The 15,400-nt window shown below is 67.4% G+C and carries 11 protein-coding genes; 9 read left to right on the forward strand and 2 right to left on the reverse strand.

The genetic code is table 11. The features are described from left to right. Positions 1-325 precede the first annotated feature (325 nt). Together ACILRJ_RS13695 and leuS are read left to right on the forward strand one after the other, a co-directional pair. Positions 326-2,476 (forward strand): hypothetical protein, encoded by a 2,151-nt coding sequence (locus tag ACILRJ_RS13695; protein ID WP_395683755.1) that lies wholly within the window; start codon positions 326-328, stop codon positions 2,474-2,476. Positions 2,477-2,594: 118 nt separating this feature from the next. Then, positions 2,595-5,411, forward strand: a complete 2,817-nt coding sequence (gene leuS, locus ACILRJ_RS13700; protein ID WP_395683756.1) for a leucine--tRNA ligase — start codon at positions 2,595-2,597, stop codon at positions 5,409-5,411. Positions 5,412-5,499: 88 nt separating this feature from the next. Here leuS and ACILRJ_RS13705 read toward each other — a convergent pair whose 3' ends face one another. Then, the gene (locus ACILRJ_RS13705; RefSeq protein WP_395683757.1) at positions 5,500-6,045 is read right to left on the reverse strand and encodes a carboxymuconolactone decarboxylase family protein; all 546 of its coding nucleotides are present in this window, start codon (positions 6,043-6,045) and stop codon (positions 5,500-5,502) included. A gap of 150 nt (positions 6,046-6,195) precedes the next feature. On the opposite strand from ACILRJ_RS13705, the gene ACILRJ_RS13710 reads away from it, so the two are divergent. From ACILRJ_RS13710 to nadD, 5 genes are read left to right on the forward strand one after another with little or no spacing between them, the layout of a single operon-like run. Further along, positions 6,196-7,056, forward strand: coding sequence for an AraC family transcriptional regulator (locus ACILRJ_RS13710; RefSeq protein WP_395683758.1), 861 nt, complete (start codon positions 6,196-6,198; stop codon positions 7,054-7,056). A 53-nt stretch (positions 7,057-7,109) separates the two neighbouring features. Continuing rightward, the gene (locus ACILRJ_RS13715; protein WP_395683759.1) at positions 7,110-7,757 is read left to right on the forward strand and encodes a glutathione S-transferase family protein; all 648 of its coding nucleotides are present in this window, start codon (positions 7,110-7,112) and stop codon (positions 7,755-7,757) included. Then, positions 7,754-8,266: an LPS assembly lipoprotein LptE gene (lptE, locus tag ACILRJ_RS13720; RefSeq protein ID WP_395683760.1), complete on the forward strand. Its 513-nt coding sequence runs from the start codon at positions 7,754-7,756 to the stop codon at positions 8,264-8,266. The genes ACILRJ_RS13715 and lptE overlap by 4 nt, the downstream gene beginning before the upstream one ends. Before the next feature lie 6 nt (positions 8,267-8,272). Continuing rightward, positions 8,273-9,352: a DNA polymerase III subunit delta gene (gene holA, locus ACILRJ_RS13725; RefSeq protein WP_395683761.1), complete on the forward strand. Its 1,080-nt coding sequence runs from the start codon at positions 8,273-8,275 to the stop codon at positions 9,350-9,352. A gap of 7 nt (positions 9,353-9,359) precedes the next feature. After that, the gene (gene nadD / locus ACILRJ_RS13730) at positions 9,360-10,007 is read left to right on the forward strand and encodes a nicotinate-nucleotide adenylyltransferase (RefSeq protein ID WP_395683762.1); all 648 of its coding nucleotides are present in this window, start codon (positions 9,360-9,362) and stop codon (positions 10,005-10,007) included. 731 nt (positions 10,008-10,738) lie between these two features. Here nadD and ACILRJ_RS13735 read toward each other — a convergent pair. Beyond that, positions 10,739-12,799: a DEAD/DEAH box helicase gene (locus ACILRJ_RS13735; RefSeq protein WP_395683763.1), complete on the reverse strand. Its 2,061-nt coding sequence runs from the start codon at positions 12,797-12,799 to the stop codon at positions 10,739-10,741. A 122-nt stretch (positions 12,800-12,921) separates the two neighbouring features. Between ACILRJ_RS13735 and ubiH the strand changes: the two genes are divergently transcribed. Further along, positions 12,922-14,133 carry a 2-octaprenyl-6-methoxyphenyl hydroxylase gene (gene ubiH / locus ACILRJ_RS13740; RefSeq protein ID WP_395683764.1) on the forward strand — a complete coding sequence of 404 codons (1,212 nt, stop codon included), beginning with the start codon at positions 12,922-12,924 and terminating at the stop codon, positions 14,131-14,133. Beyond that, positions 14,130-15,398, forward strand: coding sequence for a UbiH/UbiF/VisC/COQ6 family ubiquinone biosynthesis hydroxylase (locus ACILRJ_RS13745; protein WP_395683765.1), 1,269 nt, complete (start codon positions 14,130-14,132; stop codon positions 15,396-15,398). Before ubiH ends, ACILRJ_RS13745 begins: the two co-directional genes overlap by 4 nt. Positions 15,399-15,400 lie beyond the last annotated feature (2 nt).

Below are 15,400 nucleotides of genomic sequence, written 5' to 3' on the forward strand. Positions count from 1 at the left end.
CGCAAGGCGATGTAGAAATATAATTGACAATGGAGCGACGCGTCGGTCCGAATGCGATCTTCACGCCGGCCTTGTAGGACTTGCCGGCGGGTTGCGGCGGCTGTTCAGAAACGACGATTTTTGGCGATGCTTCTCGCGCACATCGGGCGCGAGTAGGATCGGCACAATTCGTTGAAGCCGCCACAAGCGTCGGAGAAACAGCATGGATTCGACACACCGCGATCGGTCATTCGTGGAATGCTTCTTCCGCATGCAACGCGCGGCCAGCGCGCTCCTCGCAGCGGCGTGCATGCTCGCCGCATCAGGCACCTCCGCGGCGACACGCGTGGAATCGACGCCCGAGGGCATCCCCGGAACGGGCGGCACGCTCGGTTACAGCGTCGCGCTTCATGGCGAAGTGGCCGCCGTCGGCGCGCCCGGTCAGAGCGCCACCAGCGTGAACCTGTACCGCCACGTCGGCCCGGTGTGGCAGCAGGAAGCGGTCCTGCATCCGGCCGGCGCCACCAACGGAATGGGATTTGGTGGGTCGGTCGCGCTGGGGGAGGATATCGTCGTCGCGACAGGCGGCGATTCGATCTACACCTTCATCCGTGCTGGAAGCGCTTGGCAGCAGGTGGACAGTTTCACCGGCACCGGTCCGGTTTCGCTGTCCGGGCAACGACTCGCGATCGGCAACGGCACGGTGTACGTCCGTAATGGAGCGGGTTGGACGCAGGAATCGCAACTGCAGGCCGACGCGGGCGAAATCTTCGCGACGACGGTTCTCGACGGCGATTTCGCACTTGCGTGGTCATCCGCATTCGACAGCACGTTCCAGATCCGGAACTACGCGTACCTGTTCAACCACGGCGCGACCGGCTGGGTGCGCGAAGCGCGCATTGACCTGGGGATGACGGGGGCGTTCTCGCCGCCAGTGGCGTCGTTCGCGCTATCCGGCCAGACGGCTCTGGTCGCATGGAATGGCGTCGTCACGCCGTACGTGCGCGCGGGCGATGGCAGCTGGTCGGCGCAGAATGTGTTCGATCCGCTGACGGCGGCGCCCGGTTTCGGTGCGCGGGTCGCCATCGACGGCGATCGCGCGCTTGCCTCTTCGCCTGATGACCGGGTCTACGGATGGTCCGGCGCCGGTACGACGTATGTATTCGAACGCGTTGGCGGCGTCTGGTCTCGGGTGGCGCACGTTGCACACACTCCCGTCAACAATTACGACTACAGCTTCGGCCGGGCTGTGGCGCTCGCCGGGGACACGATGGTCATCGGTGCGCCGGGCGCATACACGATGGCAGGCGCCACGGGCGATGCGACGGTGTTCTCGAAGATCGGTGGCGACTGGTCGCAGGTTGCCGTGCTCGATGCCGGCAACGAGCATCGGGACGAGCAGTTTGGCGCTGCTGCGGCCGCGTCGGTGGATACCGTCCTCATCGGAGCTCCCACTGCGGCGACCGATCATCCGTTGGCGACCGGTGTCGCATACGTATTTGAGGCAGGCAACAGTGGTTGGCTTGAACAGGCACGCCTCCTGCCGTCCGCGCCGGCTTCTCTCTTCGGCTCGTCCGTCGCGCTGGACCAGGATACTGCGGTCATAGGTGCAAGCCACGAAGTGTATGTATTCACGCGTGGCAACGGCAGCTGGCCGCAACAGGCGCGTCTGACCAGCGACGTTACCGGTCAGCCGGTCGCCTTTGGAGCAGCCGTCGCCGTTCGCGGCGACCTCCTCGCGGTAGGCGAACCGGGTTTGAGGCAAGCCCACATACAAGGCCGTGTTCACCTCTTCACACGCTCTGGAACGACGTGGTCCCCGCTTGTCGTCCTGCAGGCCGCGGACGGCGCAGTCGATGACGGCTTCGGATCCTCGCTCGCGCTCTCGGGTAATACCCTCGTCATCGGTGCGCCGAATGCCGACATCGGCATCGAGACCGGTGGCGGAGCCGTGTATGTGTTCGACGACGGCGGCGGTGCGTGGGCGCAGCACGCGAAGATCACTGCCCCTGTGCCCGCCAAGCTTGCCGGATTCGGTCATTCGGTTGCTTTCGAGGGGGATGCGATCGTTGTCGGCGCGGTCGGCGCAAACCGGGGCGCCGCCTACGTCTATTCGTGGCTTGGCGGCGCCGCGACGCTGCGATCGTCGCTGATCCCGGCGAACCCGGACGCCGTATCGACAAGCTACGGGAGCGCGGTGGCCATTTCGCAGGCAGGCGACCGCATCGTCGTCGGTCAGCGCGACAGCGCCGGGCCGAATGCGAATGGGCGTGCGTTCGTTTTCGCGATCAGCGGGTCGGATTGGCTGCCGAACGTCGAATTGTCGGGAGAAGCGCCGCCAACGCAGCCCGGATTGGAGGGTGATGGGTTCGGCAGTGCGGTGACAATGGCCGGTGAGACAGCCGTGATCGGCGCACCTGGCGACGGTCGCGGTGGGGCCGCGTATTTCACTGGCGTGGGCGATACCGTCTTCGAGGACGGTTTCGAAGCCCACTGAGTTTCGCATCGCGGCGGTGACGTTGCCCGCCGCGGTTCCACCTTTCCTCGACTGCGGCGCTGCGCTAGGCTGACCGACCCCCAAGCCGAGCCTCGCGGCACGACGTCGCGCCCAGCCCATGCCGATCCAGGAAAGCTACGAACCCCAGACCGTCGAATCCGCCGCGCAGGACTATTGGCGCACGAAGCGTGCATTCGAGGTCAAGGAAGACCCTTCGAAGCCGAAGTTCTTCTGCCTCTCGATGCTGCCGTATCCATCCGGCGCGCTGCACATGGGCCATGTGCGCAACTACACGATCGGCGACGTCATCAGCCGCTACCAGCGCATGCAGGGCAGGAATGTCCTGCAGCCGATGGGGTGGGATGCGTTCGGCCTGCCGGCCGAGAACGCGGCGATCAAGAACAACACCGCGCCCGCGAAATGGACCTACGCGAACATCGAGCACATGCGCGCGCAGCTCGCGACCCTCGGCTACGCGATCGACTGGTCGCGCGAGTTCGCGACCTGCCGGCCGGACTACTACGTGCACGAGCAGCGCATGTTCGTGCGCCTGTTCAAGAAGGGGCTCGCCTACCGCAAGCAGTCGGTCGTGAACTGGGATCCGGTCGACCAGACCGTGCTCGCCAACGAGCAGGTCATCGACGGGCGTGGCTGGCGCACCGGCGCGCTGGTCGAGAAGCGCGAGATCCCGCAGTGGTTCCTCAAGATCACCGACTACGCGCAGGAACTGCTCGACGGCCTCGACAAGCTGCCGGGCTGGCCGGACGCCGTCAAGACGATGCAGCGCAACTGGATCGGGCGGTCGGAAGGCCTCGAGATCCAGTTCGCGGTCGAGGGCGAGAGCGAGCCGCTCACCGTGTTCACCACGCGCCCGGATACGCTCATGGGCGTGACCTACCTTGCGGTCGCGGCCGAGCATCCGCTCGCGCTGAAGGCGGCGCAAAGCAAGCCGCTGGTCGCCGCGTTCATCGAGGAGTGCCGCCACGGCGGAACTGCCGAGGCGGATATCGAGACCGCGGAAAAGAAGGGCATCGACACCGGCCTGACCGCGGTCCATCCAATCACCGGCGAGGAGATCCCGGTCTGGATCGCGAACTTCGTGCTGATGGGCTACGGCACCGGTGCGGTGATGGCCGTGCCCGCGCACGATCAGCGCGACTGGGAATTCGCGACCAAGTACGACCTGCTGATCCGCATGGTCATCATCAGCGATGCCGTGCGCGACGCGATCAGCGAACTGGGTCGCGACGCCGCACGCAATCCCGATGCGATGAGCGCGGCGCTCGGTGAGAGCCGCGCGATCGATGTCTACGAAGCGCCAGCCGCGGTCGGCATCGTCGAGGAATTCGAGCGCGCGATCATCGAGGACGGCGCCTACACCGAGTACGGCACCCTGGTGAATTCAGGCGAGTACGACGGTCTCGATTTCCGTGGCGCGTTCGATGCGCTTGCCGCGCGCTTTGCGAAGGAAGGCAAGGGTGCGCGCCGCGTGAACTGGCGCCTGCGCGACTGGGGCGTCTCGCGCCAGCGCTACTGGGGTTGCCCGATCCCGATCATCTACTGCGCGCAGTGCGATGCGGTGCCGGTTCCGGAAGACCAGCTGCCCGTGCTGCTGCCGGAAAACGTCGCGTTCAGCGGCGTGAAGTCGCCGATCAAGTCTGACCCGGAATGGCGCAAGACGACTTGCCCGCGGTGCGGCGGGCCGGCCGAGCGCGAGACCGACACGTTCGACACGTTCATGGAGTCGAGCTGGTACTACGCGCGCTACACCAGCCCGGGTGCGGCCGAGATGGTCGATGCCCGTGCGAACCACTGGCTGCCGGTCGACCAGTACATCGGCGGCATCGAACACGCGATCCTGCACCTGCTGTATTTCCGCTTCTATCACAAGCTGCTGCGTGACGCGGGGCTGGTCCATTCGGACGAGCCGGCGACCAATCTGCTCTGCCAGGGCATGGTCATCGCCGAGACGTTCTACCGCGACAACGCCGACGGTTCGAAGGACTGGATCAACCCGGCCGACGTCGAGATCCAGCGCGACGACAAGGCGCGCGTCGTCGGCGCCGTGCTCAAGGCCGATGGCAAGCCGGTGCGCATCGGCGGCACCGAGAAGATGTCGAAGTCGAAGAACAACGGCGTCGACCCGCAGTCGATGGTCGGCAAGTACGGCGCCGACACGGTGCGCCTGTTCTCGATGTTCGCGGCGCCGCCCGAGCAGTCGCTGGAGTGGAACGAAGCCGGTGTCGAAGGCATGGCGCGTTTCCTGCGACGGTTCTGGCGCGAAGTCGTGACGCACGCGGCGAATCCCGATCATCCCATGATCGTTGCTGCGACCGCAGGTCGCTCCAGTTCGCCTGCCCCCGCGCAGCGGGGGAAGGTGCCCGAAGGGCGGAAGAGGGAAGACGCCGCAGGCGTCGTCGATGCGGCCAGGCTCGATGCGGCGCAGAAGACGTTGCGCCGCCAGGTCCACGAAACCATCCAGAAGGTCTCCGACGACATCGGTCGCCGCTATTCCTTCAACACGGCGATCGCTGCTCTGATGGAACTGCTGAACGCCGTCGGCAAGTTCGACGACCAGACCGACCAGGGCCGCGCCGTTCGCCACGAGGCGCTCGAAGCGATGGTGCTGCTGCTCAATCCGGTCACGCCGCACGTAGCGCACGCGTTGTGGCAGGTGCTCGGTCACGCCGAAACGCTGATCGAGGACCAGCCGTGGCCGAAGGCGGATCCGGCCGCGCTCGTGCGCGACTCGCTCACGATCGCCGTGCAGGTCAACGGCAAGCTGCGGGCGACGATCGAGGTCGCCGCATCGGCGGGCAAGGACGAGGTCGAACGCCTCGCGCTGGCGGCACCGAAAGTCGTCGAATTCGTCGGCAGCCAGGCGCTGAAGAAGGTCATCGTGGTGCCGGGCAAGATCGTCAATATCGTCGTCTGATCCCGACCTCGCGCGGGCGTGTTGCAGCAACGTCGTCGTCCTGGAGTTGCCGGATCGTTGGTATCCGATCCGGCAGGTTCGGATTGCGTCAGGCCGCGTTGCGCAGGCGCGTGGCCGGGAAGTCGAGTTCGACGGCGAGCGCGTTGTTGACGTAGTTCGTGAACAGGTTCAGGGCGACGTGCGCGATGATCTCGACGATCTGCTCGTCACCGTAACCGGCGTCGCGAACGGTTTTCACGTCGGCGTCGCTGACACGACCGCGCGTGTCGACCACGCGGGCCGCGAACTGCAGGGCGACGCGCACTTTCGGATCGGTCGATTCGGCGTTCTGTGCCGCACGCATCTGCTCGGCGGTTGCGCCGGCGTTCTTGCCGAGCATCGTATGCGCGGCGAGACAGTACTCGCAGCCGTTGCGGTCGGCCACGGCGACCGCGATCTGCTCGGCGAGCCTGGCGCCGAGGACGCCGCCGCCCAGTGCGCCGAACGAACCCCAGAGGCTCTTCAGCGCCGCTGGCGAATTGGCGACGGCGCGGAACATGTTCGGCGTCACGCCGAACGCGCCGTGGATGGAATCGAGTAGTTCCTTGCGTTCCGGGGTGGTGGCGGCGCGGTCGATCAGGGGAACACGGGTCATGTTTGTCTCCGTTCTGTGGGTAAGTAGCCGGGGCGCTCGGCCCTTGAGAGCCTCGGCGAACCGGTGAACGAGATTTTCGTGGAGCTCGCAGGACGTCGTGTATTATTTAGTCCGTGATTTGATGCAATTCGTCCAGGCACGCTCCGGGCAATGACTTCGATCGATCGTCTTTCCTCTCTGCTCGAACGGTTCCGAGTACGCGCTCACCTGTTCCATACCGGTTCGCTGTGCGGGCTGACGCGCTTTGATGCGAGGCCCGGTCGCGCGTTTCTGCATCTGCTCAAGCGCGGCGAGATGACTGTCGTGCATCGGCCGGGTTCGGGCGCCCCTGCGCGGGTCGAGCTGCATGAGCCGACCCTGCTGTTCTATCCGCGCGCGTTCGAGCACACCTTCGAGAATCCCGGGGAAGGTGCCGATCTCGTCTGCGCGACACTCGATTTCGACGGCGGCTCGAACCATCCGGTCGCAGCCGCGCTGCCGGCGGTTCTCGTGCTGCCGTTGCGGAAGATGGACGGACTCGGGCAGACGCTCGACCTGTTGTTCGCGGAGGCGGCGCGCGTGCAGTGCGGGCAGCGCCTGCTTGCCGATCGCCTGTTCGAAGTGCTGGTGCTGCAGTTGCTGCGCTGGTTACTCGATCATGCCGAGGAGGCTGGACTGCGCGGCGGGCTGCTCGCCGGGCTCTCGCATCCGCGGCTCGCGCGCCTGCTGACGGCGATCCACGAGGAACCGGGCCAGCCGTGGACGCTCGCGTCGATGGCGCGCGAGGCCGGCATGTCTCGAAGCGCGTTTGCGGCGACGTTCCGCGAGGTCGTCGGTTCGACACCGGCCGACCACTTGCAGCATTGGCGCATTGCGATCGCGCAATCGCTGCTGCGCGAAGGTGTCTCGATCAAGGCGGCGAGCTTCCGCCTTGGCTATGGCAGTCCGGCATCGTTTTCGCGCGCGTTCGCGCAGACGGTAGGCGAATCGCCTCGCCAGTGGCTGCAGGCCCAGGCCCATCAAGCGTCGTGATCGGGAGACGACAGGCTGTGGTCACCGCTGCCGCGTCGAATACACTGCACGCGATGACCGCTCCCATTCTCTACTGCAACCGCGAATCCGGCCACAGCTACAAGGTTGCGCTCGCGCTGCGCCTCATGGGCGTGCCGTACGAGCAGCGTCCGGTCGACCTCAACCTGCCGCGCGAGCAGCGCAGCGCGGACTTCCGCGCGGTCTCGCTGTTCGGCGAGGTGCCGGTCTACGTCGACGAGGATGGTCTTGCGGTGTGCCAGTCGAACGCGATCCTCGATTACGCCGCGCGCCGCTACGCCAAGCTCGACGGTCGCACCCCGGCGACGCGCGTGCGCGTGCGCGAATGGCTCGCGTGGGAAGCGAATCGCCTCGCGATGAGCTTTCCGCATCTGCGCTTCTCGCGCCGCTTCACGCGGGCCGACCCGGTGCTTGAGGCGTGGTGGGCCGCGCGCATGCAGTCGGATTTCGAGTGCCTCGACCGGCATCTGCAGGGCATGCCGTTCCTCGTCGGTGACGCGCCGACGATCGCCGACATCTCCTGTTGCGGTTACCTGTTCTGGACCGGCCAGGCCGACGTCGACCTCGCGCCATGGCCGGCGATCATCGCCTGGCTCGAGCGCATCCGCTCGCTGCCGGGCTGGTCGGCACCGTATGATCTGCTGATCGCCAGTCCCCCGATCTCCGCCGGAACCCGCACATGATGAACCCGAGCCGCCGTTCCTTCGCTCTCGTCGCAATGCTTGCCCTGCCGCTGGCGGCCTGCGGTTTCCACCTGCGCCGCGAGGCGCAATTGCCGGCGAGCATGCAGCGCATGCACATCGAGATCGCGGATGCATCGAGCGCGCTCGCCAAGGGGCTCGCCAAGGCGTTGCCGCGCTCGGGCGTGCAGGTGGTCGATGCCGCCGGCGCCGACGTCGCCGTGATGAAGATCAGCGCGAACACCTTGTCGACCGACGTGCTGTCGGTCGGAGGCAATGCGCGCGCGACCGAATACGCGTTGCGATACCACGTCGAATTCTCTGTGGATGATGCCGCCGGAACGGCGATCGTGCCGAAGCAGACGATCGATCTGAGCCGCGACTTCACCTTCGACGCGAGCCAGGCACTCGGCGTCGCCGCCGAGACCGACCTGCTTGGCAAGGAACTGCAACAGGACATGGTGCAGGCGATCCTGCGCCGTCTCGAGGTGCGATCGAAGGCCGGTGGCTAGGCATCGATGGCCGCGACGCTGACCGCCTTCCGCAAGCAGCTCGCCACGAGCGATCTCAAACCCGCCTACCTGATTGCCGGCGCCGAGCATCTGCTGGTGATCGAGGCGGCCGACGCGCTGCGTACGCGCGCGAAGGATCTGGGTTATCTCGAGCGCGACGTGCTCGATGTCGAGCCGAACTTCGACTGGAATCGCCTCGCCGACTCCAGTCGCTCGATGTCGCTGTTCGCGACTCGCAAGCTGATAGACCTGCGCCTGCCGACCGGGCGTCCGGGCAAGGAGGGCAGTGCCGCGATCGCCGAATTCTGCGCGTCGCCTCCGCCCGACACGGTGCTGCTGGTGAGCGCGAATGACTGGAGCTCCAAGCACACCGGCGCGTGGTCGACCGCGATCGAACGCGTCGGCGCGGCGGTGATCGCCTGGCCGCTCAAGCGCGAGGAATTGCCGGACTGGATCACTGCGCGCGCGAACTCGCGCGGCCTGAAGATGAGCACCGAAGCGGTCGCGCTGCTGGCCGATCGCGTCGAAGGCAACCTGCTTGCCGCGGCGCAGGAGATCGACAAGCTTGCCCTGCTGCACGCGGGGCAGGTGCTCGACGTCGCCGCGCTCGAGGCGAGCGTTGCCGACGATGCGCGCTACGACGTGTTCCGCCTCGCCGATGCGGCGATCGGTGGCGATGCCGGTCGCGCCCTGCACATCGTCGCCGGCCTGCGCGCGGAGGGCGAGGAGCTGATCCCGCTGCTCGGCTGGATGCTGACTCAATTGCGCCTGTTGCTGCGCCTTGCCTCGGCGTCGAGCGTCGACGCGGCATTGCGCAACGAGCGCATCTGGCCGCAGTCGCGCGAGGGTCTGTTCCGTCGCGCGGTGAAGAATGCCGATCGCGCGCACTGGGAGCGCTGCCTCGAACAGGCCGGTCGCATCGACCGCATCGTGAAGGGGCGCGACGAGCTCACGCCGATCTACTTCACGGTCGGCAAGCTGCCGGACCTCACCGCCTGGCGCGAAGCGAACGCCTGGCGCGAACTCGAGCGCCTGGTCGCGGCGATCGCGGCGCCGCGCCGTGCGGCAAAGCTCATCGGCGGTTGAAGCCTGCATGCAGCGCCCACTCGCGATCTTCGGCGGGACCTTCGATCCGATCCACAATGCGCACCTGCGCGTCGCATGGGAAGCCTCGGAAGCGCTCGACGCCGATGTGCGCCTGTTGCCCGCGAGCGTTCCGCCGCATCGCGACCAGCCGGTTGCCGACGCACGCCAGCGTGCCGCACTGGTGCGCGCGGCGCTGGTCGGACAGGCGCGGTTGACGCTCGACACGCGCGAACTGCAACGCGAGGGGCCTTCCTACACGATCGACACCCTGCTGGAGCTGCGCGCCGAGATGGGCGAAGCGCGGCCGCTGGTGTTGCTGGTCGGTGCCGACGCGTTCGCCGGACTGACCACCTGGCATCGCTGGCGCGAACTGTTCGACCATGCGCACATCGGCGTGCTGACACGTCCCGGCCATGACGGCGCGGCGTTGCCGACCGAGTTGCGAACCAAGATCGCATCACGCCGCTGTGCGGATGCGGCCAGCCTGCGCGAAAGCGCGGCCGGTCGCGTGCTGCCGATCGCGGTCACGCCACTGGAGATTTCCGCGAGCACGGTGCGCGCGATTCTCGCGTCGGGACGCGAACCACGCTGGCTCGTGCCCGATGCGCTGTTCGCCGATCCTGCGTTGCTCGCGCCGTACAGAACCCGCGCGTAGCACCCATGCACGAGCGGCGGAAGCCGCGCTGCCCCCGGCGGAGCAATCCACAACGCCCCGTCAGCTTGGTAGGGTGGGCTGAAGCCCACCATTTTCCGCGTCGCGGATCAAAGCACGGGTGGGCCAGGGTCCACCCTACGTAAGAGCATCGCGGCTTCGAAAAGCCCCGGCATTGCACCCATTCGGTGCAGCCCATCAAATCACGGATGCGACCTCGCAAAGAAAACATGCGACCGCGCAAATCGGATTTGCGTCCGGGCAAACCGGATTTGCGAGCGGGCAAATGAAACATGCTCGCGAGCAAATGAAATTTGCGAAGGCGCACCGGCGAAATGCAACGCCGCACCGAAATCATGCGCGACCGGACCCCGAAGACTCCGGCCTTCCAAAGAAAATTTGCGACGGAGCAAATCGGATTTGCCCGGACGCACCGAAAAGGTGCAAGGCCGCACCGAAATTTTGCGATGCTTCAAATCAACCGTGCGCGAAGCCGACGCAACGGTGGTCGGTCGAATCCGAAAACAAAAAAGCCGCATCACTGCGGCTCAGGCTTGCATGAGCGAAGGCCGCGAGGGCCAGGCCGCCTTCGCTTCCTCCGGCTTCGACGTCCGTGAGAAGCGCATGCCGAGGTCACGCGGCAACAATTGCAGGCCCTCGCTGGCACCCGTGAGCTTGAGCTGGCCATACACCCGCAACGACGCCACCATCACGCCAGGAGCGGGGCGCGATGTCTATTTCGGGCGCTGCGGCTTGCCGCCGTGGCGTGGTTTGGCGTCGCGGTGCTTCGGCGGCGCGAAGCCACCTCGATCGAACGAGGGAGGCTTGCGCGGCCCTGCCTTGCGCGGCGGGCCGGCATCGGGTTCGTCGCCACCGCGCGTGATGCGCAATTGCTGGCCGGACACCCACACCTTCTTCAAATGCTTGAAGATTTCCGCCGGCATGCCGGACGGCAGGTCGACCAGGCTGTGGTCGTCACGGATGTCGACGCGGCCGATGTTCTTGCTGTCGAGGCCGGCTTCGTTGGCGATCGCGCCGACGATGTTGCCGGGCTTGACGCCATGCTGGTCGCCGACTTCGATGCGGAACGTCTCGAAGCCCGCATCGGGCACGTGCGGACGATCGTCGCGGCGCATGCGCGACAGCTTTTCGTCGCGACGACCTTCCTCGTGGTGCGAACGCGGCGGGCGTGTTTCGCTGCGTGCGGGCGCCTGCGATTCGTGGTGCAGGTTCGCGCCTGCATCCCGTGGCGGGCGCGATGCGTGGCCGTGTTCGCCAGCGCCGGATTCGTGCCTCGGAGGGAAAGACGGTCGCTGCTGCGAGCCGGCATGCGGCCGTTCTTCGCGCGGAGCGCGCCCGGTCGGCTTCTCGAACCGCCCTTCACGGGCGGGGCGATCGAACGAGCGTGCCTCGCGCTCGCCGCGGTCGAATGATGGCGAGCGCTCGAAGCGCGCGGGCGCCTGCAGCAACAACGGTTCCTTGCCCTGCACGAGGCGCGCGAGCGCCGCGGCGATTTCCACCGCCGGCACGTTGCGTTCCTGCTCGAAGGATTCGATCAACTGGCGGAACGGACCGAGGTCGTCGCCGCCGAGTGCATCGGCGATGCGTTGCTTGAACTTGGTGATGCGATGGTCGTTGACGGTCTCGACGCTCGGCAACTGCATTTCGGCGATCGGCTGGCGCGTCGCGCGCTCGATCGCCTGCAGCATGCGCTTCTCGCGCGGGGCGACGAACAGGATCGCCTCGCCGCTGCGGCCGGCGCGCCCGGTGCGGCCGATGCGGTGCACGTAGGCTTCGGTGTCGGTCGGGATGTCGTAGTTCAATACGTGGCTGATGCGCTCGACGTCGAGGCCGCGCGCGGCCACGTCGGTCGCGACGAGGATGTCGAGCTTGCCATCCCTGAGGTTCTGGATCAGGCGCTCGCGCTGCTGCTGCTGCACGTCGCCGTTGATCGCCGCTGCGCCGAAACCGCGTGCCTGCAGTTTCTGCGCGAGTTCCTCGGTCGCCGACTTGGTGCGTGCGAAGATGATCATCGCCTCGAAGCTCTCCGCTTCGAGGATGCGCGTGAGCGCGTCGAGCTTCTGCATGCCGCTGACGTACCAGTAGCGCTGGCGGATGTTCGCGGCGGTGGTGGTCTTGTTCTTGATCGAGATCTCGACCGGGTCGCGCAGGTAGGTCTGCGCGATGCGCTTGATCTGGCTCGGCATGGTCGCCGAAAACAGCGCGATCTGGCGCGTCGGTGGGGTTTTCTTCAGCACCGCCTCGACGTCGTCGATGAAGCCCATGCGCAGCATTTCGTCGGCCTCGTCGAGCACCAGCGTGGTCAGCTGCGAGAGGTCGAGCGAGCCGCGCTCGAGGTGATCGATCACGCGGCCGGGGGTGCCGACCACGACATGCACGCCGCGCTTGAGCCCGGACAGCTGCGGGCCGTAGCTCTGCCCGCCGTAGATCGGCAGCACGTGGAAGCCAGGCAGCTTCGCGGCATATCGCTGGAATGCCTCGGCGACCTGGATCGCGAGCTCGCGCGTCGGGGCGAGCACCAGCGCCTGCGGTTTCGTCTTCGAAAGGTCGAGCCGCGACAGCACCGGCAGCGCGAACGCGGCGGTCTTGCCGGTGCCGGTCTGCGCCTGGCCAAGCAGGTCGCGCCCTTCGAGCAGGGACGGGATCGTCGCCGCCTGGATCGGCGATGGCGTTTCGTAACCGACCTCGGCCAGCGCGGCCAGCAACGGTTCGGAAAGGCCCAATTCGCGGAACGGAATCGGTTCTGGAATGGCGTCGCGGGCGTCGTTCGACATGCGCTTGAAGCGGCCGCGCCGCGAGGAGGGGGCGGCCTAGTGTACCGCACCGCCCGCGCAGCCGCTTTGCGCAGCCCCGGTGCGAGCGTACCCGCCTCGGGCGCGTCCGCTATCATCGGCAGGTGAACGAGACTCTCGATGTCCTCATCGTCGGTGGTGGCCTGGTTGGCGCCAGTCTGGCGATAGCCCTCGACGCCTCCGGCCTGGCCGTCGCGCTGGCCGAAGCGGTGCCTCCGCGCGTCGACCTGCAGCCGAGCTACGACGAGCGCAACCTCGCGCTCGCGCGTGCCAGCGTCAACGCGCTCGAAGCACTCGGTGTGCTGGATGCTGCGTCGCCTGCAACGCCAATCCGGCGCATCCATGTCAGTCGCCGCGGCGATTTCGGCGCGGCGCGCCTCGATGCCGCCGAGCTTGGCTTGCCCGCGTTCGGCGCGGTGATCCCGGCGCGCGAGCTTGGCAACGCGCTCTTGCGTCGTCTGGACGCGTGCACACGGCTCGTGCGCATCGCGCCGGCGCAGGCTGTCGCGATCGAGGCGAACGCGGATGCGGTGCGGGTCGAGCTGCGCAGCGGCGACTCCACGCGAAGCGTGCGCACACGCCTGCTCGTCGGTGCCGACGGCAGCGAATCGTTCGTGCGAAGCGCGCTCGGTATCGACGTGCAGCGGCACGACTACCGGCAGTCGGCGATCGTCACGGCCGTGACGGTCGACAAGCCACTCGACGGACTCGCCTACGAACGCTTCACCGACAGTGGCCCGGTCGCGCTGTTGCCGCTCGGCGAGCGCCGCGCCGGCCTCGTCCTGAGCGTGCCGACGGAGCAGGCAGAAGGTGTCGCAGCGCTCGACGACGCGGCGTTCATCGCCTTCGTGCACGAGCGTTTCGGTTGGCGTGCCGGCCGCTTCACGCGGCCTGGCCGGCGCAAGCCGTATCCGCTCGCGCGCGTTCTCGCTGATCGAACCAGCGCGGCGCGCAGCGTGCTGATCGGCAACGCGGCGCAGACGGTGCACCCGCTTGGCGCGCAGGGCTTCAACCTCGGCCTGCGCGATGCGCTCGTGCTCGCCGAATTGCTGCGCGAGGCGCAGTCGAGCGGCGCCGATCCCGGAGCGGACGCGCTGCTCGCGCGCCATGTCGAGCGCCGTGCCGACGATCGTGCGGCCACCACGGCATTCAGCGACGAACTCGTGCGCCTGACCGGCAGCGATTTCCTGCCGTTGCGGATCGCGCGCTCGCTAGGACTGCATGCGCTCGATCGCATTGCACCGCTGAAGCGCGGCTTCGCGCTGCGTGGCATGGGCTTTCGCGGTGACACGCCGGCGGCAGGCCTGTCGCGATGAGCCGTCGCGGCGACATCGACGTCATCGTGGTCGGCGCCGGCGCGATCGGTGGCGCGCTTGCGCTCGCGTTGGCGCGTGACGGCTTCGAAGTCGTCGTGGTCGAAGCGCGCGAGCCGAAACCGTGGCGGGGCGATGACGAAGTCGACCTGCGTGTCGTCGCACTCGCGCCGGACGCGCGCGAGCTGCTCGACGACATTTGCGTGTGGGCATCCATCGCGTCGTCGCGGGTCGGCCCCTACCGGCACATGCACGTGTGGGATGCGGCGGCGCCGGGTGAATTGCATTTCGATGCAGCGGAGCGGGGCGAAGCCGCGCTCGGCTGGATCGTCGAAAACAAGCTCGTCCAGCACGCACTATGGCGCGTCCTGCAGGATGATGGGCTCCGTGGCAGCGGCGGAAGCCGCAATGCTCCTGCATTCGGAGAGACCAGGAGCAGGAGCATCGCGGCTTCCGCCGCTCCCACAAGAGTGCGCATTCATTGCCCCGGCGAAGTCGCAGCGATCGAGAATGGCGACGACGGTGTGACCGCGACGCTCGCGGACGGCACTCGCCTGCGGGGGAAGGTGCTGGTCGCGGCTGAAGGCGCCGAATCGTCGGTGCGCACGAAACTCGGCATCGCGTTCGTAGGGCGTGACTACGGCCAGCGCGCGGTCGTTGCGCACGTGGCTACGGAGCGGCCGCACGAAGGCACCGCGTGGCAGCGTTTCCAGCCCGGCGGTCCGCTCGCGTTCCTGCCACTCGCGGATGGCCGCTGTTCGATCGTGTGGTCGCTGCCCGATGCCGAAGCAACGCGCGTCCTCGCGCTTGATGACGACGCGTTCCGCCGGGAGCTTGGTTGCGCATTCGATTTCCGCCTCGGCGAGATCACCGCGGCGAGCGCGCGTGCCGCGTTCCCGCTGCGGCTGCGTCTCGCGCAACGCTACGTTGAAGGCCGCTGCGTGCTCGCCGGCGACGCTGCACACGTGGTTCATCCGCTGGCCGGGCAGGGCATGAACCTTGGCCTGCGCGACGTCGCCTGCCTGCGTCGCGTGCTGCGCGATGCGCGCGAGCGTGGCAGCGACCTCGGCGCCGCACATGTGCTGCGCCGCTATGAACGCGAACGGCGCAGCGAGAGCACGCTGGCCGCGCATGGTCTCGATGGGATCGAGCGCGTGTATGCGTCCGCGAGCATGCCGATCGCCGTATTGCGTGGCGCCGCGCTGGCATGTGCCGGTCGCGTTCGCCCGCTGCGCCGCGCGCTGGGGGCGATCGCTGCAGGGCGTTGAAT

The sequence above is a fragment of the Dokdonella sp. genome (assembly GCF_044227025.1).
Taxonomy (GTDB): Bacteria; Pseudomonadota; Gammaproteobacteria; order Xanthomonadales; family Rhodanobacteraceae; genus Dokdonella_A.

Bases quoted from the DNA above. Each gene is read 5' to 3' on its own strand.
- lptE (WP_395683760.1), top strand. From the start codon at position 7,754: ATGATGAACCCGAGCCGCCGTTCCTTCGCTCTCGTCGCAATGCTTGCC.
- ACILRJ_RS13745 (WP_395683765.1), top strand. From the start codon at position 14,130: ATGAGCCGTCGCGGCGACATCGACGTCATCGTGGTCGGCGCCGGCGCG.
- holA (WP_395683761.1), top strand. From the start codon at position 8,273: ATGGCCGCGACGCTGACCGCCTTCCGCAAGCAGCTCGCCACGAGCGAT.
- ACILRJ_RS13735 (WP_395683763.1), bottom strand. From the start codon at position 12,799: ATGTCGAACGACGCCCGCGACGCCATTCCAGAACCGATTCCGTTCCGC.
- ACILRJ_RS13710 (WP_395683758.1), top strand. From the start codon at position 6,196: ATGACTTCGATCGATCGTCTTTCCTCTCTGCTCGAACGGTTCCGAGTA.
- leuS (WP_395683756.1), top strand. From the start codon at position 2,595: ATGCCGATCCAGGAAAGCTACGAACCCCAGACCGTCGAATCCGCCGCG.
- ACILRJ_RS13705 (WP_395683757.1), bottom strand. From the start codon at position 6,045: ATGACCCGTGTTCCCCTGATCGACCGCGCCGCCACCACCCCGGAACGC.
- nadD (WP_395683762.1), top strand. From the start codon at position 9,360: ATGCAGCGCCCACTCGCGATCTTCGGCGGGACCTTCGATCCGATCCAC.
- ACILRJ_RS13715 (WP_395683759.1), top strand. From the start codon at position 7,110: ATGACCGCTCCCATTCTCTACTGCAACCGCGAATCCGGCCACAGCTAC.